We start from the raw sequence: 26,939 nt of genomic DNA on the forward strand, positions 1-26,939 counted from the left end.
CGAAAGAAGTTTGTCGAGCTCGACCTCGAGCGTCTCCTGGGGAATCACTCTCTCACTTACACCACGGCCAGTCGCCATGTTCTCCAATAACCAGCGGGATTGGCTGGCCAGGAAAAGATTCTTGTAGGGCATGTCGCCATCGACCGCGCTGGGTCCCGGGATAACCTTGATGGTGAGTCCGGGCAGCTCAAGCGTTCGTGGTCGATTTCCGCGTGTTACATAGAGACGTCCCTCGACAGGCTTCGCATCATATCCGCTCCGATAGCTGAGGACGCCACCAGGCAGCAGGTGGCTGACGATGGTCAACCAATGGCGCAACACAACCATTTCCGGGGGGCTGGCCAGGTTGCTGGTGTAGACCCCCTGGTACAGCTTCAGTAGCAGCCCCGCACTGGCCGGACCTTGCGGTCCGCGGTTAATTCAACGGGCACTGCGCGTTGGTTTGTCTTAAAACCGTACGATTCCAGCCAGATTTGTCGGATCTATAATGCGCCAAGACACAGAAAAACCCCACCTTGATCAAGGACAAGGCCAAAACCCAATGGCAGGCTGCCCGTTCGGGATGTACCAACCTGTTCCACATCAACAAGATACAGGCTCAGTGCACGTCCTGTTTCCTACGGTTTTCGGCCAAGCTGCCCTGCAGAACGGGATGGGCTACATCGCAATCGCACAGTACCGGCCGCTGAATTTTTTAGGCGCCACGGCACTGGACAAAATTTTGCGGGACTGACATGAATACTCTTTTGCTGGTAGGCGGAGACCTGTGCGAGCGGACGGCGGAAATGCTGGATCCGGACCATTGGGACTGCATTGGACTGCGCCGCCGTTGGATGAGGTCAGTCTGGGAGGACACAATTTTCTGGTACCAGGCCGATCTACGGAGCCGGGAGAGCCTGTTTTTTCTGGGCGATGACGAGTTCTCCGAGATCAGTCATATTCTGTATGCCCCATCGCCAGGTGGCAGGACAATGGCACACTACGCCGAGATCTACTCATTTGGGCTGTTAAGGCTGTTGAGCAGCCTGTCATCCCATTGCCTGCATCGGCTACAGCGCTGCGTATTGGTGGGCTCTTCCGCCGTCTGGGGGCCTTCCGACGATTGGGTGGACGAAGAAACTCCGGTCGAGGATACGGATTTTCGCACTATGTCGCTACTGCATGCCGAGGCTGCGCTGCATGCCGTTCTGCCGCCGGGCATCGGGGTCGCGCTGCGTCTGTCGGGCTTATACGGCCCCGGGCGGCTGCGCTTGATCAACGGCTTGCATGCCGGCAGGATCACGGCGCCTGACGGACCCGGCCATTGGGCGAATCGGATCCACGTCGATGATGCAGCGCGAGCTTGCGCGCACCTGCTGACCATGGCCGATCCCCAGCCGCTTTACATAGGAACGGATGATCACCCCCTGCCAACAGCGGAACTGTACGACGCACTGGCACGGCTGATGGGCGGCCCTTCGCCCGCCCGGCAGCTGCGGGCACCCAGCGGCAAGCGCCTGTCGAACGCACGGCTCCGAGCCAGCGGCTGGACACCTGTGTGGCCGAATGCGTTGGAGGGATATGCAGCCTGCCTGGCCATGCCGGCCAAGTGAGGCTACGATTCCTGATTCCTTATAGCGGTGAGCCAATATGCGTACACATTGCCCCTGCGCTGGAAACGGCATATCGCACTACTCGGAATTCGAGGATGCCGGTAGTGCAATGCATGGCGGCCCGCAGCGCCACAAAGAATCGGATGCGGGAGGTCACCGCTTTTTCAATCCGGTATTCGCTTGGCCCGATACCCGGATGCCGGCTTCGCCCGCATCGACCGTGCCTTCGGGCGCGATCAGGTCCATATTGCCCGGCGGCACATCGGCGATCGGCGCCAGGGTGGCGATCCCCGCGCCCGTGGTTGACACATCCGAAGACAGCCCCAACATTGCCCCACTGATCATAGACCCGGCGCGGCAGCGTACAGACCATAGTTCTGGTCATCCAGCCGAATATCCCCACCCGCACTGATCTCCAACGTACCGGAACCCGCAGCTACTGAACAGGATGTTGCCGCCCGCAGACAGCACCGACACATCGTTGGTATCATTATGTGATTCCATATTCAGACCTCAATGACGATTTGCTGCGCAATCGCGTTATACAAATCAACTTCCATTTGTGCCGTCCGTATGGAAACGATCAGGCTGTAGCGCGCCGGCAGATCATAGCGCTCCAGGGCGGGACGAGTACGCCACCAGCCGGCAGAGGGATAAACCGCAATGTATCCCCGGCTAGCGAGTTCAGCCGCCGTCCCTTCCCAGATGTCCTGATGCAGGGAACCACGGTGGCGTTGTCGATCACCTAAGTACCAGTTTGGATCTTTCGGGTTCACGGGATCACCCTCATCTTCTCGCTCCGCCGCAGCGTTGACACGAGCCACAAAATCATCAGTCGTCGCGTCGAGGGGGCGCTGAACGTCAAAACGCAAGCGATGCGATGGGTAGTGGAACTTCGAGGCCACCCCGCGTGCAGAAGGGTTGGGTTCGATAAAATACGACAAAGTAACGCGCATCTGGACCTTGGCGTTCTGCAGCGCCTCCAATTGCTCTTTGGGCCAGGGCAGCGCGTGCAGGTTCATGTCGCGACTTACCACACCCTTCTTCTTATCTTTGACATAGGGATGGACCATATCTTCCACGACCAATGTCAGCGAATTGCCCGCGCTCCATAACGCACGCTCCAAATCGGGCGAACCCCATCCACAATGGCGTATCAGATCCACATAATCAGTTTTGTTCGACGCTCGGTCAGCAGGCAGATACATTCCACGCATCGTGTCGCTCCATTCAGCCGAATGGACAATCAATCCACGAATGGTTTCAGGACGAAGTCCGGCATAGGTAGCCATGAGCTGTGCAGCCATCCTTGCGCATAAGGCGGAGGCAGCGCTCGTTGCATTGGTCGTCGTGAGTAAACGTTCGTTCGGACGATGGTGCGCAGTGAGCAGATTCAGGCTTGGCATACCGGCTGCGCCCTGCGCATCCCTGCTCACATTACCTCCTTCCAACACCACATCCGGCTTCAATGGCCAAGCGCCATCCCAGGTCCGCGACGTGCTAGTGTAAGGGCTTAGTCCGCCGTCTGCGGCAATCGCCTCGGCATCCGCGTTTTCAGTGTTGGTCTTGTTGGTGCATGCCCCCACCGTGATGGCGTTCCATGCTTGTCCCGGATCATGGACAAGGTTCGTCGACAGGCTAGCGGGATAGGCCATCCAAGCATCATGCTGGTTCGTATTTCCAGCCGAAAGAATGAAGAGTCGGGGGAACAACCCAGCCCCATCGGCATCGGCTGCCAATCCATCCACAGCGGATGACCAGGACGAAGGACGGCCCCGATCGCGGTAGTCCGAGGCCGTCACGGCCGATGTAAAAACTCGGTGACGATGCGGCGCCGCAATCTCAGGACGGCTCACTGCCTCCGCAAACAAATACGCATGATGTTTCGCCGTTCCCTGGTTGGCCCCGTCGTTCGGCGTGAGCTTGACCGACTCCAGGCGATGCGCCACATGTAAAGGTCCTTCGGCCGCGAGGGCATCGGTCAAATCCCCGTAGGCCGCTATACCTGCGAGCCCTGTGCCATGGTTCGCACGATCGTCCACACCCCACTCGGGCTCTACTGTGTGCAGGTCTAGTTCAGTCAGTAGCGGCACAAGTAGAGGATGACCGCGATTAACTCCCGAGTCCAAAAGACAAATGCGTGGTACATCGTCCCCTGCTCCCACGAACTGGGCGCGGGCCGTCATGTCATCCACCCATTGCCGTTGCTCATCCACGCCCATACCGTCAAAAAACTCAGCGGTATCCTTCGCTCTACGTAATTCCGCAACGCAGTTGAGCGTCATTACGGATCTGGAAAACTGCTGCTCCGAACCATACATCAGCAGCACGGTACGTTCCGGAAAATTGGCTTGCGCGAAATTGACTACGCAACCGGCCAATTCAGCGACCTTCTTGAAATCCGCCACAACCGACTCGCGCTGCCCTAGACCTCTAACTGGCAGCCAGACCTCCCACCAAAACGGTGTAGTGGGGTCTTCAGGCAACAAATCTGGATCGTCTGTCCAGAGGGCACGCAACTCAGCCGCACGGATCGACGCAATGGTATTAAGCAAAGGACGGTGATCAATTGCGGCCCCGTTCTTGTTTTTCTTTTCTTCCAGGTACTCAACTACATATTTCTCAAAATGCGCCAGTTGGCCATCTGGAACGAATACATTGGCGAATGTATCTCCCCCTTCCTTGCGAACGCTAAGCAGTTCAATTCTCTTTGTGCGGTTAGCCAGGCTTTCAAAGGCCAACTCAACATCGGGTTGACTGACAAACTGGATCTGCAGCCCTAATCCACTTTCCAATCCTTGCCGCTGTTGCGCGGCGGCGGCCGCAGCCGCCGCTGGCTTCAAGGCATTGAGTTGATTTTGGAGCGATTTACCGTGCTGCTGCCGAGGTAAATCGGGCACGATCTTTTCTGCACCACCGTTGGGCGTATGAGCGGTAAACGCGAGCGGCTTGGCCGTGTTGTGCAGTATGAGGTGCGGACGTTTATCGTGAGGTTGATCCGGCATGATTAGACGCGGTCTTATTGTTGTTTGCCAGTTTTTGGCTAAGCTGGCGGCGTTCCTGCAATGCTAGGCTCAGACGCTCTTGCGTTGCCCTTTCTTCGTCGTGCATGACCGCTTCCTTGATCGCATCGTCCACCGCGCGGCGGATCTCCGCGTAGCTGAGTCCTTCGGCTTTTTTGGCAAGTGTTTTAAGCGGGAATGGCTTAGGCACAAAGCCTCCCAAGCGGGAACGAATCAACTCGCCAGCTTGTGTTGCTGTCGGCAGGTGATATTCGATCATGTCGTCGAAACGGCGAAACAAGGCATGATCCAAAATTTCGGGATGATTGGTGGCGGCAATGATGAGACTGTTCGAATCGTCGTGTTCGATCATCTGGAGGAAGCTATTGAGCACCCGCCGGATTTCGCCCACATCATTGGCGAGTCCACGTTGCGATCCAATCGCATCGAACTCGTCAAAAAAATAGACGCCGCGTATCTCGGCAATTGCATCGAAGACTTGGCGTAGCTTTGCAGCGGTCTCACCCATGAACTTGGTAATGAGAGCATCCAATCGCACCAGAAATAGAGGAACCCCCAGCTCACCGGCCAGTACCGATGCCGTCATGGTCTTGCCGGTGCCGGGGGGGCCGACGAGCAGCAGCTTACGGCGCGGCGACAGGCCATGCTCGCGAATGCGCGCGAACAAGCGTTGTTCCTTCAAAATGCGATGCAACTGCTGCGAAGCTTGTGCGTCGAGCACCATATCCGCCAGCCTATTCTTCGGATACGTGACGCTTAGCAGGTTGGCGAGTTCGCCACGTGGTCGAGCGAGTGGAACCGGCTTACCCGACTCGCTCCGCACGACACGAGCCTTCGCCGCATCGATCATATCGCGCAGTTCTTCCGCCAGTTTGCCATGACCGACCTTCGCTTCATGCGCAGCTACTTGCATGGCTACGGAATAGAATTGCCTGTCATCCCGGCTAATGTGGGATTTCACTAAGGCCTTCAATTGTTCTGCACTAGCCACGGTGTCCTCCCTTTAATGTATTCGCTTCAGCGGTTTCGTTGACGGCCCAAGCCTGCTCAACATCATACTCGTTGCGCGCCCGCTCCATCCATGCGGACAAACTGAAGGTCGTCATGAGTTGCCGCCAGGCGGCCTCAAGTACCTGCAGCGAGCGGAACCAGATTTCCCGACTCGCTCCGCAGGACACGGGCCTTCGCCGCATCAATCATATCGCGCAGTTCCTCCGCCAGTTTACCGTGGCCAACCTTCGCTTCGGCAAGTTGATCCATTTGACCGGTTGATGTGATATGCAATCTACGCAGTCTTGGATCTTGATTTAGTTGAACACATCCTCGATGCGCTGGGCATCCAGCACATTCAGCGACCAGGTTTGTAGTTGTTCGGCACCGGCCTGCGAAAGCCGGACTTGATAATGTTGGGGCATGGGGCCGAACTTGCGCTCCAGCATACGCAACAAGACCTGGCGCTGTTGCTCCAAGCCTTGCTGGATTCCCTTCTGCAACCCCTTCTGCAGCCCCTTCTGTTCCCCCTCGTAACGCGCCTGGTCCAGCATGTCTTCGGCATCGACCAGCGCCTGTTCACGGCGCTCGGCCATCAGACGCAGCTCTTCGTCGGAATACAGGGTGTCCAGATGCGCTAGCGCCTCTTTGACGGGTTCATGGGTGATTTCATTCATGACAGCCTCATCCAGGTTGTGCAACAGGCAGGCAATCCAGGCCAGAAGCGGCGCGGGCAGCTTGCCCAGCGTTTCGGCCTTGCGTAGTTCGATTATATGCATTTGCAGCGCCTGGCCCAACTGTATCTGCGGAAACTGCGTATCGCGCAAGGTGAAGTGCCAATCGGCCTTGGCAGGATGATCGGTAAAAAGAGTATGCGCCAGCAAACTGATGCCGATAACCGGCTTGAGCTCGCGATAATTCTGACCAAGCTGCAATTGCCCGGCCAGGCTGCGGGCCACACCGTACACGCTGCGCTGCGGCCAGTGACGAAAACGCTGCAACTGCATCTCTATGGCGATCCGCCGCCCACTGTCGTCTTCGGCCAGGATGTCCAGAACGATGTCCTTGCCTGCCAAGTCTTGCGGCAGAATGTGGGGATTCAGGATACGCTGAACCGTGATCGGCGCGGCCGGGTAGCGCACGGCATTGATCAGGTCGGATAGCAGATGCGGGTGAAGGCTGAATAAGGTCTTGAAAACCACGTCGTTGCACAACGATAAGCGGCGCGGCGCTTGCGACGCACCGCGCCCCTGTGCGTGACCAGGCGACGGCCCGGAACCGGCCTTCGCCACATCGGCAAGCGGCCCGGACTGTGAAGAAGGGTTGGAGGAAGACACGCCTGCTGTTCCAAAAAATGGTTTGCCAGCAGGCACTCTAGAATAAACCGGCAGGAATGACGATTAGGCGGAATTGTCCGGATGGACAAGCCCGCGTCGCGCGAAGCGCCGTATTGCAGAAAAGGCGCGGTTCACAAGCCTAGGCGACTACGCTCGCCGCTGGTTAGAAGGTTCGCCTGCTGCTGCGCGAGCTTGCCATCGCCCAGGATCTGCACGCTAAAGATGGACGGCCGGCCCGCGCTTACTTTGGCGCTTCGGGCGGGGTATCGGCCGGCAACGCCAGCGTCAAGCCCAGCACCATGGGTTGCAGCATGTCTTTCGGCGGCGGTTCGGAAATGGCTTGCGCGGTCAACACGCGGCGCAGATCGGCATCGGCCTGGTCGTCGCCCAAAGACGTAAATTCGGCGCGTTCCACCCGGCCGCCGGCGTCTACCCATAGCCGTACGACGATGGAATTCCCGGCCGCCGCGGCGCCGGAACCGCTCAAGCGTTTCTGCCCCCATTCCTGCAAACGCAAAGCCGGTTCGTTGGTCTCGTCACCCAGCCAGCCCTGAAGCTGGCCGCTGGCCAGTTGCGCGTAGGCGATCCAATGTTGCGGGACGGGGGCCTGCGCGGCGGCGCTCGACGCCGCCGTCACCAGCCCGACGCCCAGCAAGCCGGCAACCGCCTTGCGCGCCCGATGCAGCCAGGACCTGCGTTGCAGCGTGGCCGGTTTCGACTGCGCGCCAGCGGCGGCCATGGCGGGTTTCTTCGGTGTCGACATAAACATGTACCCTTCAAAAAATACGCTTGAAAAAATCCGGCGCCATGCGCCGGCCTTGCATCAGCCGCAAATCACGCCCACCGACAAGGTCGCGGCGCGCGGCGCCTGCGCCTGCATGCGGCCCAGCTGAGGCTCATCGCTTTCGGTGAAAGCAATGGCGTTACTACGCAAGAAATCCTTGACATGCTCGGTTGAAACCGCCTTGACACGGCTGACGCCTTGCAGGTCCATGCTCCTGCCAAGCTGGCTGAGCGTCGTGCTGCCCGGCGATATCTGGCCGGTGGCCACCCGCTCGACCACCACGCCCAGGACGAGGCCGCCGCCAAGCACCGGGCTGCCGCTGGCCCCGGGCTGCACGGGCGACAACAGCGACAGTTCGCCCTTGTCCGGCTCGGACAGGCCGTTGAATACCACGCTGGCCCGGTTGGACATGCGCTGCACGACGGCATAGCTCTCGGCAAACACGCCCTGGCTCTGGGCCTGGGCAGTGGCCGGGAATGTGGCGCTAAGATAGGGTTTGAGCGCGGTGCCTAACACCGCCAGATCGTGGTCTTGGCTGATCGCCCGGATGCGGGCCGCGACAACCCTGGCGTCTTTGACCACATATACGGCGCTGCAATCCCGAACGGCATGGCGCGCGGTCAGCACATCGCCCGCGGCGTTCAGGAAAATACCCGTGGCATGGACATCCGGAGCCGATGGCCCGGCCTGATGACGCGGCTTCCCGGCCATCGATGCGCCCGCTACCGGCGCCGCCCGGCAAGGCCCCGCGATCGCCAGCAGAAGCGACAATCCAACAAGCGCGGACAGGCCAAGCGCGGACGTGTTCACTCAATACGGAACCGAAAAAAAGCCCGTACGCGGCAGCCAGTCCATAAGCCCGCGTACAAGCACAATGATTAAACCCACCATGTTATGGGCGGTCGGTTACCGCAGTGTGACAAGCAGCGTGACAAAAGCCACCCGGCCCGCAGACTGTCCATACACAGCCTGCGGGCATCCGCGTCAACCCGCTTACAAGCCCAAGGTCTGGCGTTCCGCCTGAGTCAACTGGCCGCGGGCGGCTTCGCCCATGGAAGCATCGCCCACCACCTGCACCGCGCTATTGGGCCGGTAGCCGGCGGCCTGCGCCTTGACGGACGAGCCATTACCCGCCGCCGCGCTGCTCCCATCGCTTGCCGGCTCGTTGCCGAAGCCCAGGACCTGTACGCTGAAGATGGAGGGCTGGTTCTGGCGGGCGTCAGCCCGGGCGCGCTGCAGCGACTCCTGCGCCGCGCCCGCGGCCGACGTGGCCGCCGAACTGGCCGAGGCCAGCGCCCCGGTATCGACGGAAGCCAGCACCGGAATGCCGGTGGCGTCGCCCTGCACCTGGATGTTGGCGGCGTTCACCACATGCAGCGCCGCGATGTTGATGTTGCCCGAGACACGGATGCCCGCCTCGCCGGCATCGATGGTTCCCAGCGGCGCCAGCAGGTCGATATCGCCCGGCGGCACTTCCCGAATCGGGTTCAGCGTGGCGATGCCCGCGCCGCTGCTGGGCACCGTCGGCGACAGGCCGACGTTGCCCCAGTTGTCGTACACCCGCCGTGGCGGCGTATAGACTACCGTGGACTACCGTGGTCTTCGACCCGCGCCCGGCGTTGATGTCGCCCTGGGCCGACCAGGCCAGGATGTCGCCGCCGAAGGTGGTCATGATGCGGCTCTGGCCCAGCAGGATGCTGCCCAGCGAATACAGCTGAATGTCGCCCATGCCCTGCGTAATGACGCCCGCGCTGCCCGGCGGCGCCTCGCCCTCGACGCCGAAGATCTGCGCACCGCCCGGGGTCAGCATCTGGATGCTGCCGCCAAAATCGGTGTGCACCCCGGCGGCGCCGTACATCGTGATATCGCCCTTGTACGTGATCGGATTGCCGGCCACGTCCTTCTCGGGGAACAACGCCGCAATGGCCGCACGACCGCGCAAGTAACTGCCTTCGCGCACGCCGCCCGCTTCGTTGTACTCGCGGCCACCGGCCTTGAGTTCGGCAAAGTACACGTCGCGGGCAAACACCCGGCGCTGTTCGTCCGGCAGCGCCGCATAGAAGGCCAGGGCCTGCTCGGCGTCGCCGCTGAAGCCGTAGCGCCCGGCCAGCCAATCGACCAGTTCGGCCTCGTAGGTCTTGGCCACCTTGCCCGCCTGGCCGGCCAGCGGCGCACCGGGGGCGGCCAGGTTGGCCGGGTCCAGCAGGCTGTCGCGCTGGCTGTCCAGCGCCGTGGCGGCGGTATCTTCCAGGAGGATGGCGGTGGCGCCGCCTGCGCCCAGGGTCACGCTGCCGTTGGCGCCGCTGGCGGCGAGGTGCACGGTGCCGCGCACGTCCACCGAGGTGCTGGCCAGGGCCACGCCATTCTGCTCGACCTGATTGCCGCTCAGGGTGATGTCGCCGGTGGCGGCCTGGATCAGGCCGCTGTTGAGTACTTTGCCCGCATCGCTGCCCGCGGCGCTATTGGCCGTGACCTGATTGCCCCGGGTGGTGGACGCCTGGTTGCCCTCGGTGCCCTGGCCCTTCTTGATGACGAAGCTGTCGCCGGCGGCCAGCGCCACCTGGCCCTTGGCCGCTGTCAAGGTGCCGGCGTTATGCACCTCTTTGCCGGCCAGCAACACGTAGCCCCCGCCCGTGGTCGAGTTCGCCGGGGATGCGGTCTCGATCACCGCACCGGCCTGAACCGTCACCTTGCCGCCCGCCTCCGTGAAGGTCGCGCTCTCGCCGTTGTACAGGCCGCGGTCCTTGAACTGCGGGTCGCTGATGTTCGCCGCCGCAGCCACCAGGTTGCGCACGTTGACCTGGCTGGTGCCGCTGAAGACTACGCCGTTGGCGTTGGCGATCATCACCGTGCCGTCGTCCTTGATCTGGCCCTGAATCTGGCTGGGGCGCGCGGCAGGGTCGTTCACGCGATTGAGCACCGCCCAGCCGGTCTGCGCCGTGCGATGGCCGCCGGCGTCGTAGGTCGCCTGGTCGAAGTTCACCGTGGTGTTGCGCCCGACGTTGAAGGTCTCCCAGTTCAGGATGGCCTTGTCGGCCGTCTGCTGGATCGCCACGTTGCAGCGGCCATCGGCCTGGGTCTGCACCGGCGCCTTGGCGTTGAGCCAGGCCTCATTGAATGGCCTTGAGGTGTCGATTTTAAGACCGCCTTCGGCCAGCCCGTCGGGCACCGATGAGTCGTTTTGCGCCCCCGCGCGCGCCGCGGCCTGGACGGCCTGCTGCGCGGCGATGGCCGCGGCGGCCGAACCCAGATTGGCCACCGAGCGGTTCAGCTGCTCGCGCGCCGCCTGCTGTTGCCGCGCCGCCGGATTGGTGCTGGCCAGCATGCCATTGGGCAGCCGGCCCGTGGCCGCCGCCTGCGCCTGCGCCGCGCCATGGGACTCTACCGCCAGGCTGGTCTGCGTGTTGAGGGTCAAGTCGATATGTTCGGACAAGGCCACTTGGCGCTGCTCACCGGTGCCGGTGCGATAATCGGCCCCCAGCTCGGACCACGACGGCCAAAGGCCCAAGGGCGGGCGCACCGCCGCCACCACGGTCAGGGCTCCCATGGCCGTCAGCCCGGCCCCCATGAACCAGCGCCGGCCAGGGCTCTTGACCGCAACCGGGGCGGATTCCCGGTACAGGCTGCGGTAGGTTTGGGCCAGCGGCCCGATAGCCTGCCATTCCTGACGGGCGCGTTCGAAGGCGGTCTGATGCGAGGGGCTGCGCGCGCACCATTGTTCGAGCCGCCGGGCGTCCGCCTTCGTCGCCCGGCCGGAACTCAGACGACGCACCCAGGCGCGCGCCTCGTCCTCGATTTTTCCATCCGTGGCATGGAATTCAGGATTCATGGCCGGCATCCCGTTTTCGCATCTGCTCCACGCAGAAATCGTGCGCGCATCGTATTTCCCGCTAGACCAGGCGCAGCGATATCCCATACCGGCTAGCCAGCTCGCGCTGCGGCACGCCCTCGACGCGCGCGGCAAACAGCAATTGACGGCGGCGGGCGGGCATTTGATCCATGATATGGGCCAGCGCCTCCAGATCCTTGCGCGCGTCAAGCGCATTGGAGGGATCCGCCACCTGCTGCGGCATCAGCAATTCATCGATATCGCCGCTGCTCAATAAACGGCTGTCCGAGCGTATGCGATCGATCGCCAGATTGGTGGCCATGCGAAGCAAAAAGGATTTGGGGCTGCGCACAGGCGGGCGGGCATCCGGCCCGGACAGCTTGATGTAGGTTTCATGCAGCGCGTCGCTGGCCATATCGGACGAGCCCAAGCGATACGTCAATTGATACTTGAGGACCTCATAATGCTCCACAAAAAAAGGCGCAACTCGGACAAGGGCTTGCTCACGGCGCGCCGTCCGCATCGGCGCAGTCGCCACTGTACGCGCTCGGACGGGGCAGAATCAACAGGGTAATGGGTTGCCGCAGATCCGCCGGAGGCAAGGACGCCAGAGGCAAACCGGTGAGCCGTTCCCGTATGCGCTCGTCGCGCCCGGCGTTCCCGGTCGAGTGCAAGGCCACGCGATCGACACGGCGATCTGCGCCGATCCAGAGACTCAAGGCCAGCCCGTAAGCCCCGGGCCTGGCCGCGGAGTCGCCGCATAAAGCCGCCTCCACCCTCCCCTGAACGTGACTGAAATAAGCGCGCTTGCGTCCGGACACGCTTGCGCTTGACGCGGCCGGGCGCTCGCGGCCTTTGCCATCCAGGCTGGATGGCCTGACCAGAACAAACGCCATGTCGGAGGTATAGCGCGCCTCGATGCCGGTGCCCGACAGCATACTGCGCAAGGCTGCTTCCGGCGTGAGCCTGCCCCGCAGTGGATCGGCCATTTTCCCCTTTACCAGGGCGCTGTCATACAACAAGGACTGTCCGGTGATCCTGTGGAATTGCTCCAGCGCCGCCTGCAAGGGCTGGCGCGCCATGTCGAAACGAAGCGGCTGGACCGGCGCGCTTGGTAAACCGGCATGCGATTCCCGCGGCTGCGCGGCCAATGGCAGCCCCGTTGCATGCGCCGCCCCGCTTACGCCCAGGAACACAATCAATCCCGCAAGCGTACGTAAGCCAAGGGCCGGCATGGCCGCTCATCAGAAAGCATAAAAGGGGTATCCATATGCGGGAAAGCCAGGTTATAAGCACGCGCGCTTGCGCTGCCATACTAGCCCCGCATGGTACGCAGTGCTCATGACAGCAATGTGACGCTGCAAAGGCGCTTGCACCGTTGCCGGGGCATCATGCACCCGATGGCGCGACGGTGTCTTCCAGCAGTTGCGGCAGCACCGCCAGCCATTCGCTTCCCTGCTGCAGGACGTGCTCCACGGCCGCCATGCCAGGGCCGAAGGGATAGGACCAGCGCCCATCGAGCCGGCAATGCCGGCAATCGGGATGCGCGGTATTCAACAAATACTGGTGGCCGCCGCTGAGCGCGGGCACGCACAGCACCGGCGACTCTCCCGCCTCCAGCCATGCCTGGCCTATGGCCCGCGTCGCCTTGAGATCCAGCCGCCATCGGCGCTGCGCAGTGACCGCCATGGTGGCATTGGTAGGTATGCAAACCTGATGCAGGCGATAGGTGGCCGGCAAAGCGCCAGGATGCGGCACCTCGGCGAACTCCAGGGCGGCGCAGATGGCGGCGACCGGGGTCGCGTCCAGCACGATGACCCCGTGGCCGGCCGGATGCCATCGACCCGCCGCGCCGCTGTTGCTCCAGAATTCCGCGCCATTGCACAGGCGCCAAAGCTGCATTAACGGTGACATCCTTCGTTGATCTCCATAAGCCACTGCTCCAATTGATGCGCGTGCTCGACGTGCGCGGCAATCTGCAAGGGCACGCGCCCCTGCAGCCTCGCCTTCGGCGCGCACAGCCAATATCGGGCGCGCTCCGCATCGGCAAAGACCAGTTCAGCGAGATACACCGTCCGCAGCAGCCGGTACAGCGCCGCCACGTCGCTGCGGCTCAGTTGCGCCGCGGGCCACTTCGGGACCATGGGCAAGGACAGTTTGCCGCCGGCCTGTATATCCTGCAGGGCGGCCAGAATGCGCGGCGCCACGTATTCGTGCCGGCGCCCCGCCGGCGGATAGCCCGCGCCCAGCGTTGCGCGCAATCGCATCGCCAGGCGGCCCTGGAGCTCTTGCCATTGTCCGCCGACCATGGCTCAACGCACAGCGTCGAACGCGGCGCTCAGGGTCGCGCCATCGATACTCAGTGTTCCCGCGTCCACCAGGCCGTCCAGATAGGCTTTGGCCACCGTGCCTTTACGCTGGCGGCGCAATGCGTCGCGCAGTTGGTCCTCGACCTGGCCAAGGCCGGGCGTGACCGCCGCGCGGTAATCGACCAGTTTAAGAACATGGAAACCCGCCGGCGACTGCACCGGCTCCGACACCGCGCCTTTCTTTAGCGCAGCCACCGCTGCGCGCATTTCAGGCAGCAACTGCGTCAGCGGAGCCCAGCCGGTATCGCCGCCGCGCGCGGCGGTCGCCTCGTCCTGGGAGTGCGCCTTGACCAGCGCGGCGAAGTCCGCCCCGTCGGCGCGCGCTTTCTTGACGAGTTCGGCCGCCTGTTTGCGCGCCTTGGCCACCGCTTCGGCGTCCAGATAGGGCGCCGCCAGAAACACCTGGCTGACCCGGTACTGCGCGGGCGCCGTCAACTGCGCCTTGTTGGCTTCATAGGCCGCCTTCAAGTCCTCGGCGGACGGATACCCGGCGGGCACCTGGGCGACCGAATCCAGATAGGTCTGCAACACCACCTGCCGCTCGGCGGCCTGAGCCAAAGTCTTGACCTCGGGGCGCTCCTGCCAGCCCTGCGCCGTGGCCTGGGCCAGCAGCGTTTCTTCGGCCAGGCGGGCGCGCAGCCACTGATCCAGCGCCGGGCGGTTATCCTGCAATTGCCGGCGGGTCGCCTCGGGCAGGCCGCGCAGCAAATCCTCCATCTCGGTCTTGGTCACCGCGACGCCGCCCAGGCGGGCAACCGCCGGCGAAGAGGCCGCATCCACCGTAGCGGCCGCATTCGCAACAGACGGAGCCGCCGTGGCCAGTGTCTTGCCCGCAACGCCCGCCCCCGAACCATTTGTTCCCATAGGCTTGACCGGCGCTTCGCTGGCGGCGGCCTGGGCGCGGGGAAGCGATGCGCCTTCATTTCCGGTTGAGGAAGCGATCAACCATCCCGCGCCCAGGATTACGCCGGCGCCAGCGGCGACCGCCAGCTGAGTTCGACTGAACTTCATACGTTTGCTCGCCCTTACGCAGCCTGGGCCGCGGAGTCTTCATGGTTTTCTTGCGGCGCATCGACTTGAGCGTCGGCGGCGTCCTGGACGCCGGCCGGCGCTGCGGGAGCGTCGGACGCGCCGGGCTGCGCGGCAACAGTGCGCAGGAACAGCAGGAACTGTTGCAGCAAATGATCCCAAAGCTCCGTGTTGGCGCGCAGATAGGCGTCGCTTACGCCCCCCGCCACGATCACATCCATTTCCAGCACCAGGAAATCCCCCTGCCGGGCCAAGCGCGCAAAACGCTTGGTGATGTTCCACTGCGGCACGAGATTCTCGGGCAGGTCGCCCTGCACGCGCAAGGCGCAGCTCAGGGTGTAATCCAGGTAGCGCCCCGCCTGCGGGGCCGGGTTGCCGAACCTCAGCGCAAACCCTATGCCCTGGGTCGCGCTGAGCAATTGCGTCTGGCCATTTTGTTCGGAGGACGTCACGCGATAACCCAGGCTCTGCAAAAGGCCGGTGAGCTGGTCGATACTGATCGATTGGACCAATTCGGTGTTCTGCGCCGATTCTGTGTTTTTGGCTGATTCAGTGTTTGTCATGAAAGGGTTCCTGCAATAAAGGGAGGGGTATCGGGGCGCGGCGCAAGGCCCTGCCGCAACGCGGCCCAGGCCCGGGCCGGCCTAGGACCTGGCGTCGGCCGGCGCCGCCGCCGTAGCGGGCGGCGGCGCGGCCTGGCGCGGATCGAACTGCCCGCCGTACAGCTTGTCGCCATACAACTGGGCCTGCTCTTCGAACTTGACGCGGGCGCCGCCGGCAAAGGGTTGGCGGATCTTCAACATGTCGCCGGTGCTGAAGCTTTCGTAGGCGGCCAGGATTTCCTTGCCCGCGTTATAAAGTTCGCGGTTCTTGGCCGTGCACATCGTCACTTCGGCGTCGCGCTGCGCGAGGGTTTTCTTCAAGGTCGCCCGATCGGCTTCGGTCGTCCGGGCCAAGGCCAGCAATTCGTCGTAGGCGCCCTTGAACTGGTCCCGCTGGGCAATGCTGGCCGCCACCTGGGCGCGGGCGCCCTGCTCCACCGCATTCTGCTGCTCGGCCAGCTTCACGGCCTGGCCCTTGGCGGTGTTCAACTGCGCGCGCAATTGTTCGATCTCTTTTTGCGCGGCATCGCGCTGCGCCTCGGCGGCCGCCTTCGCGGCGTTGACCTGCGCCTGCTGGCTTTGCAGCGACTGCAGCTGCTGCGTTGTATTACGCAACTGCGTGCGCAAGCGCTCTTCCATGCTCTGGTTCTGCGCCTGGACAAGGCCCGGCGCCGCCAGCGCGAGCGTGACGCCCATGGCGCCCAGCCGGGCCAGGGAGAATGTCCTTGCCTGCTGCGGCCTGGCCCGTCGCGCGAGCCAGCCCGCGGAATACTTGTAAACCAGGGCCAATCTGGCTTTGACTATGTTGCAGGTGACCACGATATCATTTCCTTTCTTCGATGAACATGACAACGGTCCGCCGCTGCCCATTACCCTATAGACGAATAAGACAAGGCGGCACCGCCTGATGTCACAAAAACTTCATGCAGGCCGGTCAGGTCTTTCTGCTGCGCAACACCACCACGCCGCCCGGCAGCTCGGTCAGCTCGGCGCCATAGGCATCGCGTATGAGCGCGGTGGCGTCGCTCAGCCTATCCAGCGAAAACTGGGCCTGGAATCACATCGGTCAAATGGCGCAACAGCGCGCGATCGCGCTCGCCCGATCCCGACGGCTCGACGATGCGCACCCGTTCGATGCGGCCCTGGACGCCTATCCACAACTGCAGGACCGCCCGGTAGCGGCGCTTGCCCGCCATCGGCGCCGGTTTGCGTGATGGCGCCGGCGGCACCAGCGTAAACGCCGTGGGGCTGGAATAGCGCACCGCCATGCTGCGCAGGCCCGCCGTAACGCGGCTGGCCACCAGCACCGACAAACCGGTCACTGCGCCGTATTGGGCCAGGGCGCTCTCCAGCCCTTGCGCGGGGATATCGAAATTCGTGATCAAATCGGCGCCTTCATTCTGTATGCCATGGGCCATGCCCTGGCCCATGGCGATGAACAAGCAGAACGCAATACAGGCCAGCGGCCTGCAAAACAGGGCCGCCAATGATAGCCCCGCCACATGACGCCTCGATGACATTGGCGTCCTGCGAGCGGGGGCATGACAATCACGCAAAATGATCAGAAGCGCGCATTGACCTCGAGCTGCACCACGTCGATCGACATCGGGGCGCCATAGATCTCCTTGGAACTGCTCCAGCGCAGCGCCCCGTACACATTCTTGTCGAAGGCGTAGCTGCCGCCCAGGTAGTAGCCGCGGGCATTGGTGCCGCCCAGATGGAAGGTCGAATCGTTGTAGCCATCCGGCATGGCATCGGGCTGAATGTACTTGTAGCCGGCGAACACCTGCCAGTCGCCCTTCTCGCGCAGGTCGAATCCATTGCCCAGCGCGGCATGCAGCATCCAGGCGTTGGGGCCGCTCTCGATCTGGTCGTCATTGTTCAGGTTAGTGACAATTTGCCCCGCCGAGCGGCTCCACATCTTGCTTTCCTTGTACGCGAGGTTGCGCACATAATTGCCGCTCAGGCGCAGGCCCATGCCGTCCATGACGCGCGCATCCCAGCGCAGATTCAAGTCGAGGAGATTGAACTCGGAGGCCAGGCCCACGAACTGCCGCAACACCGTTTTGGCGGGGTCGGCCGGGTTAGGCATGATGTCGCGCAGCAGGAACAGCGTATTGCCCTTTTGCATGAAGGCCGGACGCGACCAGTCCGTATCGCAGGCCTCGTCGCCCGCCCATGGGCTGCACGGACTGGAACGCTTGCCCGCGATATTGTCAAAGTGATAATACGCCACGGCGCCGCGCAGGCTGTTTTTGGCGTCGATCTTCCATTCGGCCCCCAACTGGCCGCCCAGCAGCCACTTGTTCTCGCTCTTGCCTTCCGCATACTCGGACGATGTCCATGGGCTGTTGGCGTATTCGGTGGCAAAGGCGCCCAGCGTGCCGAACACGGTCACATCGCGCCCCGGCAGCGGATGCTTGAAGATGGCGGCGGCGCCATCGAAATTCAGGTCGCCCGAATACAGCAGATCGGTCGAATCAAAGGGGTTGCCGATGCGCCCCCCGGTCAGCGTGGCCCAATTCGCGGGACGATAGGTGATATAGGCCTGATCGAGCCAGATATCTTTTTTGCCCATGCCGCCGCCCAGCGTTTGCGTGGTGGAAACGGGGCTGTCGTCGCTGCCCGTGGCCAGGCGGATGCCCGCCGTCCACTTGTCGGAGATATCGGCGCGCACGCCAAGACGCGCGCGGATGCGGGCCAGGTTGCGGCGATCCTGGCGCGTATTCAGGATGGGCGGGAAGCCATCGTCGCTGGTATTCGTGTTGACGTCATAAGGACCCTTGGCGTTCAGCTTGGCGAAATCGATGACTTCATTGCTGTTGCCGCTGTTGAACCCGCGCGACTCGCCGCGCACGCGCACATCGCCCTCCACCGTGATGCGTGATACCCAGTCCGGGAAGGTGTTGGGCTGCGCCCAGTTCTCGGCCTTGGCCTGCGCCATGACGTCGGTCCTGACCTCGTCGCGGATCTGGTCGCGCACGGTCTCGGGAATATACGGCACCCGCACATCGCCCGGCTGGGCCAAGGCGCCGCCGGCGGAGGCCGCCGTCTGGACCTGGGCGGCTTCGGCCACGGCCTGCTTGACCAGCGCATCGGCCTGGTCTTTTTTCAGAACGCCCTGCTCGACCAGCAGGCGTATCAGGTTGATGGTGGCGTTATCCGTTGGCGCCGACGATTGCGCGGCGACCGGCGCGGCGGCCAACGCCGCGGCCAGCGCCAGCGCGGCGCTCAGCCGGCTGGGACGGAACGTCAATATAGATTGATGAGTCATTGTTGAAACTGCTCCTGCTAGCAAAGGGTATCGAGAGTCTGTCTACGGTTAATTGGGACGCCGGCCTTGAAAAGCCACGCGCACGGGCATCGTCAGCGATGCGGGCGGACGCTCGTCGAGCTGGCCGACCGCGCGCACCGCCGCGATGACCAGCTCGTCGATCTGCGGATCGCCGCTGGACTTGGTGAGCTTGACCTGCGTGATCTGCCCGCCGGCGGTCAGCCACACGTCCGCATTCAGGCGAAACACCAGATTGCGCGTGCGGTCGTCCTCGCGCAAAATGCGCTGGAACATATAAGCCAGGTACTGGCTGTAGGTCGCATTGCCCGCGCGGCCGCCCCCGCCGCCGGCCATGCCGCCGCCGGCGCCCGCCCCGATATTGAAGGCATCCGATCCGGCCTGCGCATCCCCATCGATTTTCATCGGGTTGGCCAAGTCGTCGGCGGGCGAAGGCGGCGCCTCGTCCTTGGGCTGGGCCTCTTCCACCGGGGCGGGCTCGGGCTCAGGCTCGGGCTCGGCGATTTCTTCTTCCTTGGGCTCCTCGGGCGGCTTTTCAGGCTCGGGCGGCGGCGGCGGCGGAGGCGGCAGCGGGATGATGGTGGCCAGCTTGGGCGCGTCGCGCTTGACGCCGGCCATATCGTTGGCCCACTGGTAGACAAACCAGCCCAGCACGGCCACAATCACCAGCCCGACCATCCATATGACGGACCGCGCCAGCGAACGCTTTTTTGAGGATTCGGGTTCCGCCAGCCAGATATCGGGCGCCTGGCCATCGCCGGGCTGCCCGGCCCGGCCGTCCCCGGCGCGCGGCTTTTCAGCCTCTGGTGGTTGTGGAGTGTTAGACGACATGGGGTTTCTTCAACATCAAGGGGGTTAATTCGGTTTGCCGGTGACCAGCCCCACCTGGGACAATTCCAGGCGGCGCATCAGATCCAGCACTTCGACGACCTTCTGGTATTGCACGGTGGCGTCGCCACGCACAATCACGGGAAAGTCGGGATTCAGCGCCTTTTCGGTGCGCAGGCGGTCTTCCAGCTCGGGCAGCGTCACCGGATAGGCATCCAGGAAGATCTGCCCCGCGGTGTTGATCGAAATCGCCTTGGTCTTGGGCTGCGACAGCGATACCGTTGAACTGGCCTTGGGCAGGTTCACCTGTATGCCGGAGACCTGCGCGGTCGCGGTGAGGATGAACATGACCAGCACCACCATCAGCACATCGACCAGCGGCGTGATATTGATGCCGTCGACCGGCGCGTCGTCATCGTCGTCCATCGAAGAGGATACGGAAGCCATATATGTCTCCTTAGGCCTTGCCGGCCAGGTTGCCCGCGGGTGAAGCCGTATTGCCCTGGCCGCCCTCGGCGGCATGGCTCTGCCCATGAACCTCGGCCAGGCGGGTCACGAATTCGTCCACGAACACGCGCATGTCGGCGCTGACTTCCTTGTTGCGCGACACGAGCCGGTTGTAGCCGAACAGCGCCGGAATCGCCACGAACAGGCCGGCGGCCGTCGCTATCAGGGCGGCCGCCATCCCGGGGGCGATCGCGTTGATGTTCACATCGCCCGCCATGGCCGTGCCCAGGAACACCACCATGATCCCGAGCACCGTGCCCAGCAGGCCGATATAGGGCCCGCCCGCAATGGCGTTGGACAAGCTGCCGAGCCTGGCGCCGAGCTTCTGGTTTTCCTTGGTGCGCACCGCATCCATCGAGGCGCGTATGGCTTCGATGGTCGCCGCCGAAATCGCGTCCACGTCCGCGCCCTGGGCGCGGCGGGTGCGGATTTCGTTGATCGCCACCTGATACAGGCGCCACAGCGCCGCATCCTTCAGGCGCGCCGCCAGCGTGCCGTCATCGGCCAGCAGTTCCAGGCGCCGGCCCACCTTGGAGAAGGCCGCGCGGAATCGCTCGTTCGCGGCGCTGACGCGCGACACATTGCGGCTTTTGCTGATCATGATGATCCAGGACTGCACCATCATGAGCGCCAGTATTGCCAGGATCACCCAGGCATCGAGCGGGATGGCGTTGAGCAGGAAGCCCAGGCTGCCGAAGCCGAAGCCCGATTGCTTCTCGTCCACCCCGTAGACCACCAGGCGCGACTCCGAGCCTTGCGCCGTGGCGTCGGCCAGGATCAGGGCGGCGGGACGGGCAATCTTCGAGATGCGCAGTTCGTCGATCGCGCCGACGAAAGGCGTGAATACCGGGGCCGCCGGGGCCGCGGTGTCGGGCGCCGCGGCGGCATTGGGTGCAGCGGTGGCGCCGGCATTGGGCGCCGCCGCGTCAACGGCGGGCGCCGCGACAGCCGCCACGAAGCCCGGAACATCGCCGCCGATGGCGGCCACCGTGCTCAAGGGCGGCAGGCTGGCCATCAGCGTCGCCGCGCTGCGCCCATTCACATACAGCACAATCTGCGTGCCGTCCGCGGTCACCGCCACATGCTGCCAGCTTCCTGGCGATACGGGCTGCCCCGGCTGGCTGCGCTGGCCGTTGACGTCGACGAAGGGCACGCCCTGGTTCAAACCGATCAGCAAGGCATTGCCCGCATCGCGGCGCGCGTAAAGCAGCTGCTCGCCCGCTGGCTGGTCGGCGCGCACCCAGGCGCTGAAGGTAAAGGCGCCCGCGGCGGGCAGCGCCAGGGACGGGCTGGCCGGCAGCATCAACGGCGCGGCCCCGGCGAACTGCGCGGCCCGGCCAATCACGCCATCCACGGAACCGGCCACCGGCGTTTGCGCGTGGTTGCTGTAGGCCGTGGTATCGCGCGGCGGCGCGCCGGCGGCGCCGTCAAAGTGGTAGGCCAGGGTGTAATTGGGATCGAAGGTCAGCTGGCCGTTGCCCGTGGCGGGCGCCGCCTTGTTGCCGTAGTACATCCAGATGTCCTGGCGCTGGCTGGCCGCGACATCGCTCACGTCCACCCAGATCAGCGCCATGCCCATCAGCGGGTCGAAGGTCTCGATCTGGTGATTGAGCACCGTCTTGTCGTCGCCGGCCACGAAACGGATGTCCGAACCGTTTTCGTTGACGCCGTCGAACGCGAAATTGCCCGTATGCAAGCGCACCAGCATGGGCGTGCGCCCCACGTTCTGGGCAATGGCAGCGCCTTCGGTCGTGGTGTCGATCGAGATCTGTTTGCGATAAATCCAGTCGGGCTGCCACCAGGCGTTGGCCGCCGCCGGCAGCAGGCCCGCCAGCACGGCAAGCATCAATATCAATAAGCGTTGCATGGTCGAAATACTCCGAGGTCTTTCCAGAAGATGGATGAAAGGTTAGAAACTGGCGCGCACATTGAAATTCACGCGCGGATCGTGTTTGGTGGTGTTGGGCCCGTCTTTGAGGGGGTAGCCCCAGTCCAGGCTGGCGGTGAGCCAGTCCACGACTTGCAGGCGGGTGCCGAAGCCGACACTGCCCAGGTTGAACCGCGATTCCTGTTCCGGCAGAGGGTCCTGCAAACGCAGGGTGGCGTATTCGGCAAAGGTGTAAAAACGCCATTCGTTCACCCGCGGGCCGAGCCAGCGCGCCAACGACGGCGTGCGCCATTCCAGCGACGCCAGCGCGCCGTCGTCGCCGGTGCGCTCGGCGGCCAGGTAGCCGCGTATGCTGGTCGCCCCGCCGGCGGAAAACTGCTCGTTGGACACGAGGGGGCCCGAAGCCAGCTGGAACGCCCCGCGCAGGGCCAATTGCCAGTCGCCAAAAAGGCTATGGGTGTGGCTGGCGTCGCCCCTGAGCAGGGCGAAGCTCGGGTTGGCGCGATAGCGCTTGTAGTCGAATTCCTCGGCGTCGCTGTTCAGGCCGAAAAACGAATCGCTTGCCGCCACCACGCTCAGACCGAAGCTGCTTTGCGCGGTCTCGGTAAAGCGATAGCCGCTGTAGGACAGCGTAAGCGGCACATACTTGAGCGGCACATCGTCGGCATCGCCGCCGAACACCAGCGACTCGTCGAATTTTTTGTAATCGATGCCGACCGACAGGGAGTTATACCAATTGCCCGACGGCGCCATCGAGTAGACGGCGGACATGCCCAGCGAATAGCCCTTGCCCAGGACGTTGGTGCCGCCGATGGTGGCCACATTGCTGTCCGAGTGAAAGCCCGAGAACTGCAGGTTCCAGCGGTCGGACAGGCGCCGGGTGTAGGAGCCCGACCAGACCTTGGCGTTGTCCTGGTCCTCGGGCGCCGTGAAATACGTCAGCGAGAACGCGTCGCCGCGCTGCCACAGATTGTCGTGGCCTATCGTCGCCATGCTGCGCAGCTTGGTCGTGTCGGCGCTGTAGTCGTTGTTCAGGCCGACGCTGGCATGCCAGGGGCTTTTGTCTTCGACCTTCAGGTCCACATCCATGGTGCCGGGCAAGGCGCCCTCTTTGACCAGCGGCACGACCTGGCGGCTGGCGCCGCGATTCAGCTCGGTGAGCTCCACCTGGGCCTGGTTGAAGTCCGGCACCGCGCCTTCGCTCAGCGCGGGCACATCCGCGCGGATGGCCAGGGGCGAATAATGCCTGGCGCCCACGACCCGCACGCGCCCGACCTTGGTCTCGGACACCTGCAGGAAAACAATGCCGCCGGCCACCTGCTGCTCGGGCAGATCCACGAACACCGACTGGTAGCCACGGTCGTGATAGACCGCCTGCAGGGCGTCGCGCGCGGCTTCGATGTCCTTGAGCGTGCGCTGCGGCCCCAGGAAGGGGTAGACCGCTTTCTCGATGTCACGCGCCTGCAGCACCGTGTTGCCCCGCACAATGTACTCATTGACATTGACGGCGCCGCCAGGCTCCGCCGCCATGACATTTACCGCGCCGCCAGGCTCCGCTGCCGCCGCGACATTTGCCGCGCCGGCGGACTGCGCCGCGGCGCCGCCGGCCCACAAGGCCATCGCGCCCGCGGCGGACAACAGGGAGATACGCGCCGCGCAAGCCGCTACTGCTCTGCACTTCTTGTCTACGTCAAACATGTGTATGGACTCTGTCCGCAATAGGAATACTGAAAAAACCGTCCCTTCCCCCATGCGCCGGCGGGAAGGGACGGCCGCTACGACATAACGGCGCGGCGCGCCGGGCGCGCCGCCACGCGACGCCAGGCCGACAGCCCGCATTGCGCTTCTCTTAGTAAGACGGATGTGGCAGTTAAAGACCGCCGAATGTCACAAAAACTTCATGAGGTATCCGGATGCAACCTCACATGTCCGCCGCTCCCGTCACCTGCACGACGCCGTTGGGCTTGTAGCGCGCCTCCTGGACGGAGAGACCGGCGCCTCCTCCGCCGACCGGCTCGCCCCCGAAGCCCAGGACCTGCACGCTGAAGATGGACGGCTGGTTCTGGCGGGCTTCATTGCGGGCGCGCGGCACGGTTTCCTGGGCCGCCATCGCCGCCGACGACGAAACCGAAGCGCTCGGCCAGCCAGGTGGCCAGTTCATTTTCATAGGTCTTGGCGACTTTGGCGCCCTGCAAGGACTCGCCCGGTTGCGCCAGATTGGCGGGGTTCAGGTAGGCCTCGGCAAAGCGACGGTAGTCCGGATCGTTGTGGCCCAAGCCGGCTTGCATCAAGATACTCGCGCCAGGGCGCAATGACCGCCCAATGTCATAAAACCTTCATGCTTCATCGCCATGCCAGCCCGGCCGCGCCGCCATCGTAGCGGCCCCCTGTGACGTCGCCATGACAAGAAGAGGCGAAAAACGGCCGCTTTGCTTCATTGACATGTCACACGGAAAAAGCACACGTCATTTATACTGGCTGGCATTGAAGAATTCGGGAGGCGCCATGCGCACTTCAACCCTGATCACGCTGGCCGCGGCCGTCTTGTTGTCGGCGCCCGCCCTGGCGGCCGAGCCCGGGGCCTCCGCAAAACCGGCCGCCTCGCCCGGCGCCTGCGTGGACGTCGAAGTCGGCGGCTACCGCGCCTTGTCCTACGATTGCCTGAGCCGGCAAATGGCGCCAACCGAAAACCGCGCGCCGGGGAACCCGGCCCTGGCGTCGGAGGACATCGCCAAGCAGGCCCCGAACCGGCTGGGCCTGTTCAACCAGTCCGCCACCTCCAACCGCATGGGCAACCAGTTCGGCAAATCGGCCTTCCCCCAGCGGCCGCCGGCGGCGCAAGGCGCCTCGCCGCTCCTGGGCGGGAAGTAGCCGTTCGCGCGCGGCGGCTGATTCCATGCAAGGCTCGCCATCTTGAACAAAGCCGGCAGCAAAACTGAAACCTGCTTATGCCACCATGGCGTCATGAGCACCGCCGCCACGGCATGGAGGTACGCCATGAACAGCATCCGCCCCGATCTTCCCGCAAGACGAGCCGCCTCGCCCTTGCCCCAGCACGACATCGCCCATGAGGTCGGCGCCGTGCTGCGGGCGCTTATCGTCATCTTCGCCATATTGCTGATTGCCGTCCTGGCCTGCGCGGCGATCGAGCCCTTCGCCGATTGGACGCGGCACAACGCATTCTGGATATCCGGAGCCTGAAACGCCCGCCGCGCTCAAAGCGCCGGCGGCCTGCCGGAGGGTTTCATGCCTCACACCCGTTGTGGAAATTCAATGGCGACAAGGAGAGCGGCCGAGCGCGATCCGACGCCAGCCATTGCGGGGTATAGATGAAGCGGTGCACCCCCCGCAACACATGCCACGTCCCCACCGGCTCGCCATTCATCCAGGCATCAAGCGCGGCCGGGCGCATACGCAGAGGGCGGGAGGGCGCGGCTCAGAGCCCGAGCAACACTGCGCTCAGCAACTGCGGATGAGTCACGTGCGCCTCGTGGGGAGCCTGGATTTCGACCCAGTTCCAGCCTGACAGCGACCGCAGCAGTTTGCGCGATGCTTCCAGCAGGGGATGCGACGGCGCCGTGCAATGCAGATAGGTGCGCGGCCGGTGGTTGCCTATGGGGTTGTTCAACACCAGCGGCGTGGTGTAGCTGGCCAGAGGCTGCGGCGTCAGCCGGCGCTGGACCCAATCGTGGCCGGCGCTGCCGGGCTCGAGGCCCCAGACGGGCGGCATGTGTTCCGGCACGGGAACCGCCAGGCCGCCGGTGGCGCGGGCCGCCGCCGCAATGCGCGCGTCGGCGTCGGCCCGCGGATAATTCGAGAAAGCGCTTTGCCCGTTTTCCAGGACGACGGCATCGAAGTAGACCAGATGGGCGAGGCGCTCGGGAATGCGGTCGGCCACCCCGCTGATGGCGACCCCCGCGAAACTGTGCCCCACCAGGACCACATCGTCGAGTTCCTCGGCCAGGATGACCTGCATCAGGTCGTCGATGAAGACATCGATGGTGATATCCTTGCGCAGCAAATGGGCCCGGTCTCCCATGCCGGTAAAGCTGGGCGTGAAAACCTGATGCCCGGCCGCCCTCAGCCGCTCCGCAACCTGCCGCCAGCACCAGCCGCCATGCCAGGACCCATGCGCCAGCACATAATTCATTGTCCGCCCTTTGCCGAAATATAAAAAGCCTAGTGCCCTGTTTGGTTAGTTCGTGCACTCAAATTCGGATGCATGGGCTTGTCAGACAAGGCGCAAACCGCAGCGATAGCAGTGGCTAGCGAGGATTTGCGACGCGGTATGGCGAGCCCAGGCGCCGAAGGCCAGTATTCGAATTAGGCAAACAGGACACTAGGCTAATCCAAATCGCCGCGGCGCGATAGCCGCCCGCTCTGTGATAGCATCGCATCCATGTTTCCCCAGGGCCCTTATCCTCGCATATCCTCGACAGCCAGGCGGCTGATGCTTTGGCTGGCGCTGGCGGCGTTCGTCTTCCGGGCGCTGGCGCCGGCCGGCTTCATGCCGGATGCCAATGCGCTGCAGCATGGCAGGCTGGTCCTTACCTTCTGCACCAGCGGCGCCTCCGCCCTGCCGCCCGGCCTGCGCGACAAAACCGGCGATGCGTCCGGCGACAATACCGGCAAGGATCTCGCTGGCGGCGACAGCTGCCCCTTCGGCCTGCTCGCCGCGCAGGCCATGATCGCCCCTTCGGCGACCATCGTGGTGTTCGCCGCGGCCCTGCGGCATGTGCCGCCACCGCTTTTCTTCAGGGCCTTGCCGCCGCTGCCGGCGCATGGCCCGCCGCTGGGTTCGCGCGCGCCTCCCTCACACCCCGGTTGATTATCTCTACGCCGCCGGCCCCGAATACGCCGGTCAAGACA

The 26,939-nt window shown here is 63.8% G+C and carries 28 protein-coding genes and 3 pseudogenes; 5 read left to right on the plus strand and 26 right to left on the minus strand.

Features of this window, described 5'->3' with window-relative positions:
• Positions 1-306: pseudogene (locus BUB23_RS27205) on the minus strand (Fic family protein); the annotation flags it as partial.
• 181 nt (positions 307-487) lie between these two features.
• Between BUB23_RS27205 and BUB23_RS26860 the strand changes: the two are divergent.
• Both BUB23_RS26860 and BUB23_RS21880 read left to right on the plus strand, forming a co-directional pair.
• Positions 488-733, plus strand: coding sequence for a hypothetical protein (locus BUB23_RS26860; RefSeq protein WP_143161085.1), 246 nt, complete (start codon positions 488-490; stop codon positions 731-733).
• 1 nt (position 734) lies between these two features.
• Positions 735-1,592 (plus strand): NAD-dependent epimerase/dehydratase family protein, encoded by an 858-nt coding sequence (locus tag BUB23_RS21880; protein ID WP_073107970.1) that lies wholly within the window; start codon positions 735-737, stop codon positions 1,590-1,592.
• A gap of 153 nt (positions 1,593-1,745) precedes the next feature.
• On the opposite strand, the gene BUB23_RS26865 is transcribed toward BUB23_RS21880, so the two are convergent.
• The 24 genes and pseudogenes from BUB23_RS26865 to BUB23_RS21990 all read right to left on the minus strand — a co-directional run bounded on the left by BUB23_RS26865 (position 1,746) and on the right by BUB23_RS21990 (position 24,358).
• Positions 1,746-1,922 carry a filamentous haemagglutinin family protein gene (locus BUB23_RS26865; RefSeq protein ID WP_178372375.1) on the minus strand — a complete coding sequence of 59 codons (177 nt, stop codon included), beginning with the start codon at positions 1,920-1,922 and terminating at the stop codon, positions 1,746-1,748.
• A gap of 176 nt (positions 1,923-2,098) precedes the next feature.
• Complete coding sequence (locus BUB23_RS21885; RefSeq protein ID WP_073107973.1) at positions 2,099-4,597, minus strand: S8 family peptidase; 2,499 nt, start codon at positions 4,595-4,597, stop codon at positions 2,099-2,101.
• The gene (locus BUB23_RS21890) at positions 4,575-5,606 is read right to left on the minus strand and encodes an AAA family ATPase (RefSeq protein ID WP_073107976.1); all 1,032 of its coding nucleotides are present in this window, start codon (positions 5,604-5,606) and stop codon (positions 4,575-4,577) included. The genes BUB23_RS21885 and BUB23_RS21890 overlap by 23 nt, the downstream gene beginning before the upstream one ends.
• A gap of 316 nt (positions 5,607-5,922) precedes the next feature.
• Positions 5,923-6,942, minus strand: coding sequence for an Rpn family recombination-promoting nuclease/putative transposase (locus BUB23_RS21900; protein ID WP_178372376.1), 1,020 nt, complete (start codon positions 6,940-6,942; stop codon positions 5,923-5,925).
• 241 nt (positions 6,943-7,183) lie between these two features.
• Positions 7,184-7,705, minus strand: a complete 522-nt coding sequence (locus BUB23_RS21905) for a YbaB/EbfC family DNA-binding protein (protein ID WP_245801349.1) — start codon at positions 7,703-7,705, stop codon at positions 7,184-7,186.
• A 60-nt stretch (positions 7,706-7,765) separates the two neighbouring features.
• The gene (locus BUB23_RS21910; RefSeq protein WP_073107985.1) at positions 7,766-8,536 is read right to left on the minus strand and encodes a S1 family peptidase; all 771 of its coding nucleotides are present in this window, start codon (positions 8,534-8,536) and stop codon (positions 7,766-7,768) included.
• Between the two features lie 183 nt (positions 8,537-8,719).
• On the minus strand, positions 8,720-9,046 hold the full coding sequence (locus BUB23_RS27450) for a hypothetical protein (protein ID WP_245801358.1): 327 nt from the start codon (positions 9,044-9,046) through the stop codon (positions 8,720-8,722).
• Between the two features lie 57 nt (positions 9,047-9,103).
• A pseudogene (locus tag BUB23_RS27455) lies at positions 9,104-9,286 on the minus strand (filamentous haemagglutinin family protein); the annotation flags it as partial.
• A gap of 58 nt (positions 9,287-9,344) precedes the next feature.
• Positions 9,345-11,642, minus strand: a pseudogene (locus tag BUB23_RS27460) (two-partner secretion domain-containing protein); the annotation flags it as partial.
• Positions 11,617-12,027, minus strand: coding sequence for an RNA polymerase sigma factor (locus tag BUB23_RS21925; protein ID WP_178372377.1), 411 nt, complete (start codon positions 12,025-12,027; stop codon positions 11,617-11,619). The gene BUB23_RS21925 and the pseudogene BUB23_RS27460, both read right to left, overlap by 26 nt.
• A gap of 31 nt (positions 12,028-12,058) precedes the next feature.
• The gene (locus BUB23_RS21930; RefSeq protein WP_073107997.1) at positions 12,059-12,790 is read right to left on the minus strand and encodes an STN domain-containing protein; all 732 of its coding nucleotides are present in this window, start codon (positions 12,788-12,790) and stop codon (positions 12,059-12,061) included.
• A gap of 154 nt (positions 12,791-12,944) precedes the next feature.
• Positions 12,945-13,457: an RES family NAD+ phosphorylase gene (locus tag BUB23_RS21935; RefSeq protein WP_178372378.1), complete on the minus strand. Its 513-nt coding sequence runs from the start codon at positions 13,455-13,457 to the stop codon at positions 12,945-12,947.
• Positions 13,457-13,864 carry an MbcA/ParS/Xre antitoxin family protein gene (locus BUB23_RS21940; RefSeq protein ID WP_073108003.1) on the minus strand — a complete coding sequence of 136 codons (408 nt, stop codon included), beginning with the start codon at positions 13,862-13,864 and terminating at the stop codon, positions 13,457-13,459. Before BUB23_RS21940 ends, BUB23_RS21935 begins: the two co-directional genes overlap by 1 nt.
• Positions 13,865-13,867: 3 nt before the next feature.
• Positions 13,868-14,935 carry a peptidylprolyl isomerase gene (locus BUB23_RS21945; protein WP_073108006.1) on the minus strand — a complete coding sequence of 356 codons (1,068 nt, stop codon included), beginning with the start codon at positions 14,933-14,935 and terminating at the stop codon, positions 13,868-13,870.
• A gap of 14 nt (positions 14,936-14,949) precedes the next feature.
• Complete coding sequence (locus BUB23_RS21950; protein WP_073108009.1) at positions 14,950-15,516, minus strand: YbjN domain-containing protein; 567 nt, start codon at positions 15,514-15,516, stop codon at positions 14,950-14,952.
• An 81-nt stretch (positions 15,517-15,597) separates the two neighbouring features.
• On the minus strand, positions 15,598-16,374 hold the full coding sequence (locus BUB23_RS21955) for a DNA repair protein (RefSeq protein WP_245801350.1): 777 nt from the start codon (positions 16,372-16,374) through the stop codon (positions 15,598-15,600).
• Positions 16,375-16,586: 212 nt separating this feature from the next.
• Positions 16,587-17,075, minus strand: coding sequence for an energy transducer TonB (locus BUB23_RS21960; protein WP_143161087.1), 489 nt, complete (start codon positions 17,073-17,075; stop codon positions 16,587-16,589).
• A gap of 41 nt (positions 17,076-17,116) precedes the next feature.
• On the minus strand, positions 17,117-18,829 hold the full coding sequence (locus BUB23_RS21965) for a putative porin (protein WP_073108015.1): 1,713 nt from the start codon (positions 18,827-18,829) through the stop codon (positions 17,117-17,119).
• A 48-nt stretch (positions 18,830-18,877) separates the two neighbouring features.
• Positions 18,878-19,678, minus strand: a complete 801-nt coding sequence (locus BUB23_RS21970) for an energy transducer TonB family protein (protein ID WP_143161088.1) — start codon at positions 19,676-19,678, stop codon at positions 18,878-18,880.
• A 24-nt stretch (positions 19,679-19,702) separates the two neighbouring features.
• Complete coding sequence (locus BUB23_RS21975; RefSeq protein WP_073108018.1) at positions 19,703-20,122, minus strand: ExbD/TolR family protein; 420 nt, start codon at positions 20,120-20,122, stop codon at positions 19,703-19,705.
• A 10-nt stretch (positions 20,123-20,132) separates the two neighbouring features.
• Entirely contained in the window at positions 20,133-22,049 is a 1,917-nt protein-coding gene (locus BUB23_RS21980) for a DUF2341 domain-containing protein (protein ID WP_073108021.1), read from the minus strand.
• A gap of 42 nt (positions 22,050-22,091) precedes the next feature.
• Positions 22,092-23,768 (minus strand): ShlB/FhaC/HecB family hemolysin secretion/activation protein, encoded by a 1,677-nt coding sequence (locus BUB23_RS21985; protein WP_073108217.1) that lies wholly within the window; start codon positions 23,766-23,768, stop codon positions 22,092-22,094.
• A gap of 223 nt (positions 23,769-23,991) precedes the next feature.
• Complete coding sequence (locus BUB23_RS26870) at positions 23,992-24,180, minus strand: hypothetical protein (protein ID WP_143161089.1); 189 nt, start codon at positions 24,178-24,180, stop codon at positions 23,992-23,994.
• The gene (locus tag BUB23_RS21990; RefSeq protein WP_073108024.1) at positions 24,143-24,358 is read right to left on the minus strand and encodes a hypothetical protein; all 216 of its coding nucleotides are present in this window, start codon (positions 24,356-24,358) and stop codon (positions 24,143-24,145) included. The genes BUB23_RS26870 and BUB23_RS21990 overlap by 38 nt, the downstream gene beginning before the upstream one ends.
• A 217-nt stretch (positions 24,359-24,575) precedes the next feature.
• Here BUB23_RS21990 and BUB23_RS21995 point away from each other — a divergent pair, with 217 nt between their 5' ends.
• Together BUB23_RS21995 and BUB23_RS22000 are read left to right on the plus strand one after the other, a co-directional pair.
• Entirely contained in the window at positions 24,576-24,941 is a 366-nt protein-coding gene (locus BUB23_RS21995; protein WP_073108220.1) for a hypothetical protein, read from the plus strand.
• A 126-nt stretch (positions 24,942-25,067) separates the two neighbouring features.
• A complete protein-coding gene (locus tag BUB23_RS22000) occupies positions 25,068-25,271 on the plus strand; it encodes a hypothetical protein (RefSeq protein ID WP_143161090.1) in 204 nt (67 codons plus the stop codon).
• Between the two features lie 235 nt (positions 25,272-25,506).
• Here the strand turns inward: BUB23_RS22000 and BUB23_RS22005 are convergent, their stop codons facing one another.
• The gene (locus BUB23_RS22005; RefSeq protein WP_073108030.1) at positions 25,507-26,220 is read right to left on the minus strand and encodes an alpha/beta fold hydrolase; all 714 of its coding nucleotides are present in this window, start codon (positions 26,218-26,220) and stop codon (positions 25,507-25,509) included.
• A gap of 249 nt (positions 26,221-26,469) precedes the next feature.
• On the opposite strand from BUB23_RS22005, the gene BUB23_RS22010 reads away from it, so the two are divergent.
• On the plus strand, positions 26,470-26,898 hold the full coding sequence (locus BUB23_RS22010) for a DUF2946 family protein (RefSeq protein ID WP_073108033.1): 429 nt from the start codon (positions 26,470-26,472) through the stop codon (positions 26,896-26,898).
• The last annotated feature ends 41 nt before the right edge of the window (positions 26,899-26,939 follow it).

It is taken from the genome of Pollutimonas bauzanensis (assembly GCF_900129885.1).
Taxonomy (GTDB): Bacteria; Pseudomonadota; Gammaproteobacteria; order Burkholderiales; family Burkholderiaceae_B; genus Pollutimonas; species Pollutimonas bauzanensis.

What these genes read in the sequence shown, in the direction of transcription:
- BUB23_RS21880 (WP_073107970.1), top strand. Translation starts at nt 735, where the DNA reads ATGAATACTCTTTTGCTGGTAGGCGGAGACCTGTGCGAGCGGACGGCG.
- BUB23_RS21970 (WP_143161088.1), bottom strand. Translation starts at nt 19,678, where the DNA reads ATGTCGTCTAACACTCCACAACCACCAGAGGCTGAAAAGCCGCGCGCC.
- BUB23_RS21980 (WP_073108021.1), bottom strand. Translation starts at nt 22,049, where the DNA reads ATGCAACGCTTATTGATATTGATGCTTGCCGTGCTGGCGGGCCTGCTG.
- BUB23_RS21990 (WP_073108024.1), bottom strand. Translation starts at nt 24,358, where the DNA reads ATGCAAGCCGGCTTGGGCCACAACGATCCGGACTACCGTCGCTTTGCC.
- BUB23_RS21935 (WP_178372378.1), bottom strand. Translation starts at nt 13,457, where the DNA reads ATGCAGCTTTGGCGCCTGTGCAATGGCGCGGAATTCTGGAGCAACAGC.
- BUB23_RS21985 (WP_073108217.1), bottom strand. Translation starts at nt 23,768, where the DNA reads ATGTTTGACGTAGACAAGAAGTGCAGAGCAGTAGCGGCTTGCGCGGCG.
- BUB23_RS22010 (WP_073108033.1), top strand. Translation starts at nt 26,470, where the DNA reads ATGTTTCCCCAGGGCCCTTATCCTCGCATATCCTCGACAGCCAGGCGG.
- BUB23_RS21940 (WP_073108003.1), bottom strand. Translation starts at nt 13,864, where the DNA reads ATGGTCGGCGGACAATGGCAAGAGCTCCAGGGCCGCCTGGCGATGCGA.
- BUB23_RS26870 (WP_143161089.1), bottom strand. Translation starts at nt 24,180, where the DNA reads ATGGCGGCCCAGGAAACCGTGCCGCGCGCCCGCAATGAAGCCCGCCAG.
- BUB23_RS21995 (WP_073108220.1), top strand. Translation starts at nt 24,576, where the DNA reads ATGCGCACTTCAACCCTGATCACGCTGGCCGCGGCCGTCTTGTTGTCG.
- BUB23_RS22000 (WP_143161090.1), top strand. Translation starts at nt 25,068, where the DNA reads ATGAACAGCATCCGCCCCGATCTTCCCGCAAGACGAGCCGCCTCGCCC.
- BUB23_RS26860 (WP_143161085.1), top strand. Translation starts at nt 488, where the DNA reads ATGCGCCAAGACACAGAAAAACCCCACCTTGATCAAGGACAAGGCCAA.
- BUB23_RS21965 (WP_073108015.1), bottom strand. Translation starts at nt 18,829, where the DNA reads ATGACTCATCAATCTATATTGACGTTCCGTCCCAGCCGGCTGAGCGCC.
- BUB23_RS21950 (WP_073108009.1), bottom strand. Translation starts at nt 15,516, where the DNA reads ATGACAAACACTGAATCAGCCAAAAACACAGAATCGGCGCAGAACACC.
- BUB23_RS22005 (WP_073108030.1), bottom strand. Translation starts at nt 26,220, where the DNA reads ATGAATTATGTGCTGGCGCATGGGTCCTGGCATGGCGGCTGGTGCTGG.
- BUB23_RS21945 (WP_073108006.1), bottom strand. Translation starts at nt 14,935, where the DNA reads ATGAAGTTCAGTCGAACTCAGCTGGCGGTCGCCGCTGGCGCCGGCGTA.
- BUB23_RS21930 (WP_073107997.1), bottom strand. Translation starts at nt 12,790, where the DNA reads ATGCCGGCCCTTGGCTTACGTACGCTTGCGGGATTGATTGTGTTCCTG.
- BUB23_RS21975 (WP_073108018.1), bottom strand. Translation starts at nt 20,122, where the DNA reads ATGGCTTCCGTATCCTCTTCGATGGACGACGATGACGACGCGCCGGTC.
- BUB23_RS21960 (WP_143161087.1), bottom strand. Translation starts at nt 17,075, where the DNA reads ATGTCATCGAGGCGTCATGTGGCGGGGCTATCATTGGCGGCCCTGTTT.
- BUB23_RS21885 (WP_073107973.1), bottom strand. Translation starts at nt 4,597, where the DNA reads ATGCCGGATCAACCTCACGATAAACGTCCGCACCTCATACTGCACAAC.
- BUB23_RS26865 (WP_178372375.1), bottom strand. Translation starts at nt 1,922, where the DNA reads ATGTTGGGGCTGTCTTCGGATGTGTCAACCACGGGCGCGGGGATCGCC.
- BUB23_RS21905 (WP_245801349.1), bottom strand. Translation starts at nt 7,705, where the DNA reads ATGTCGACACCGAAGAAACCCGCCATGGCCGCCGCTGGCGCGCAGTCG.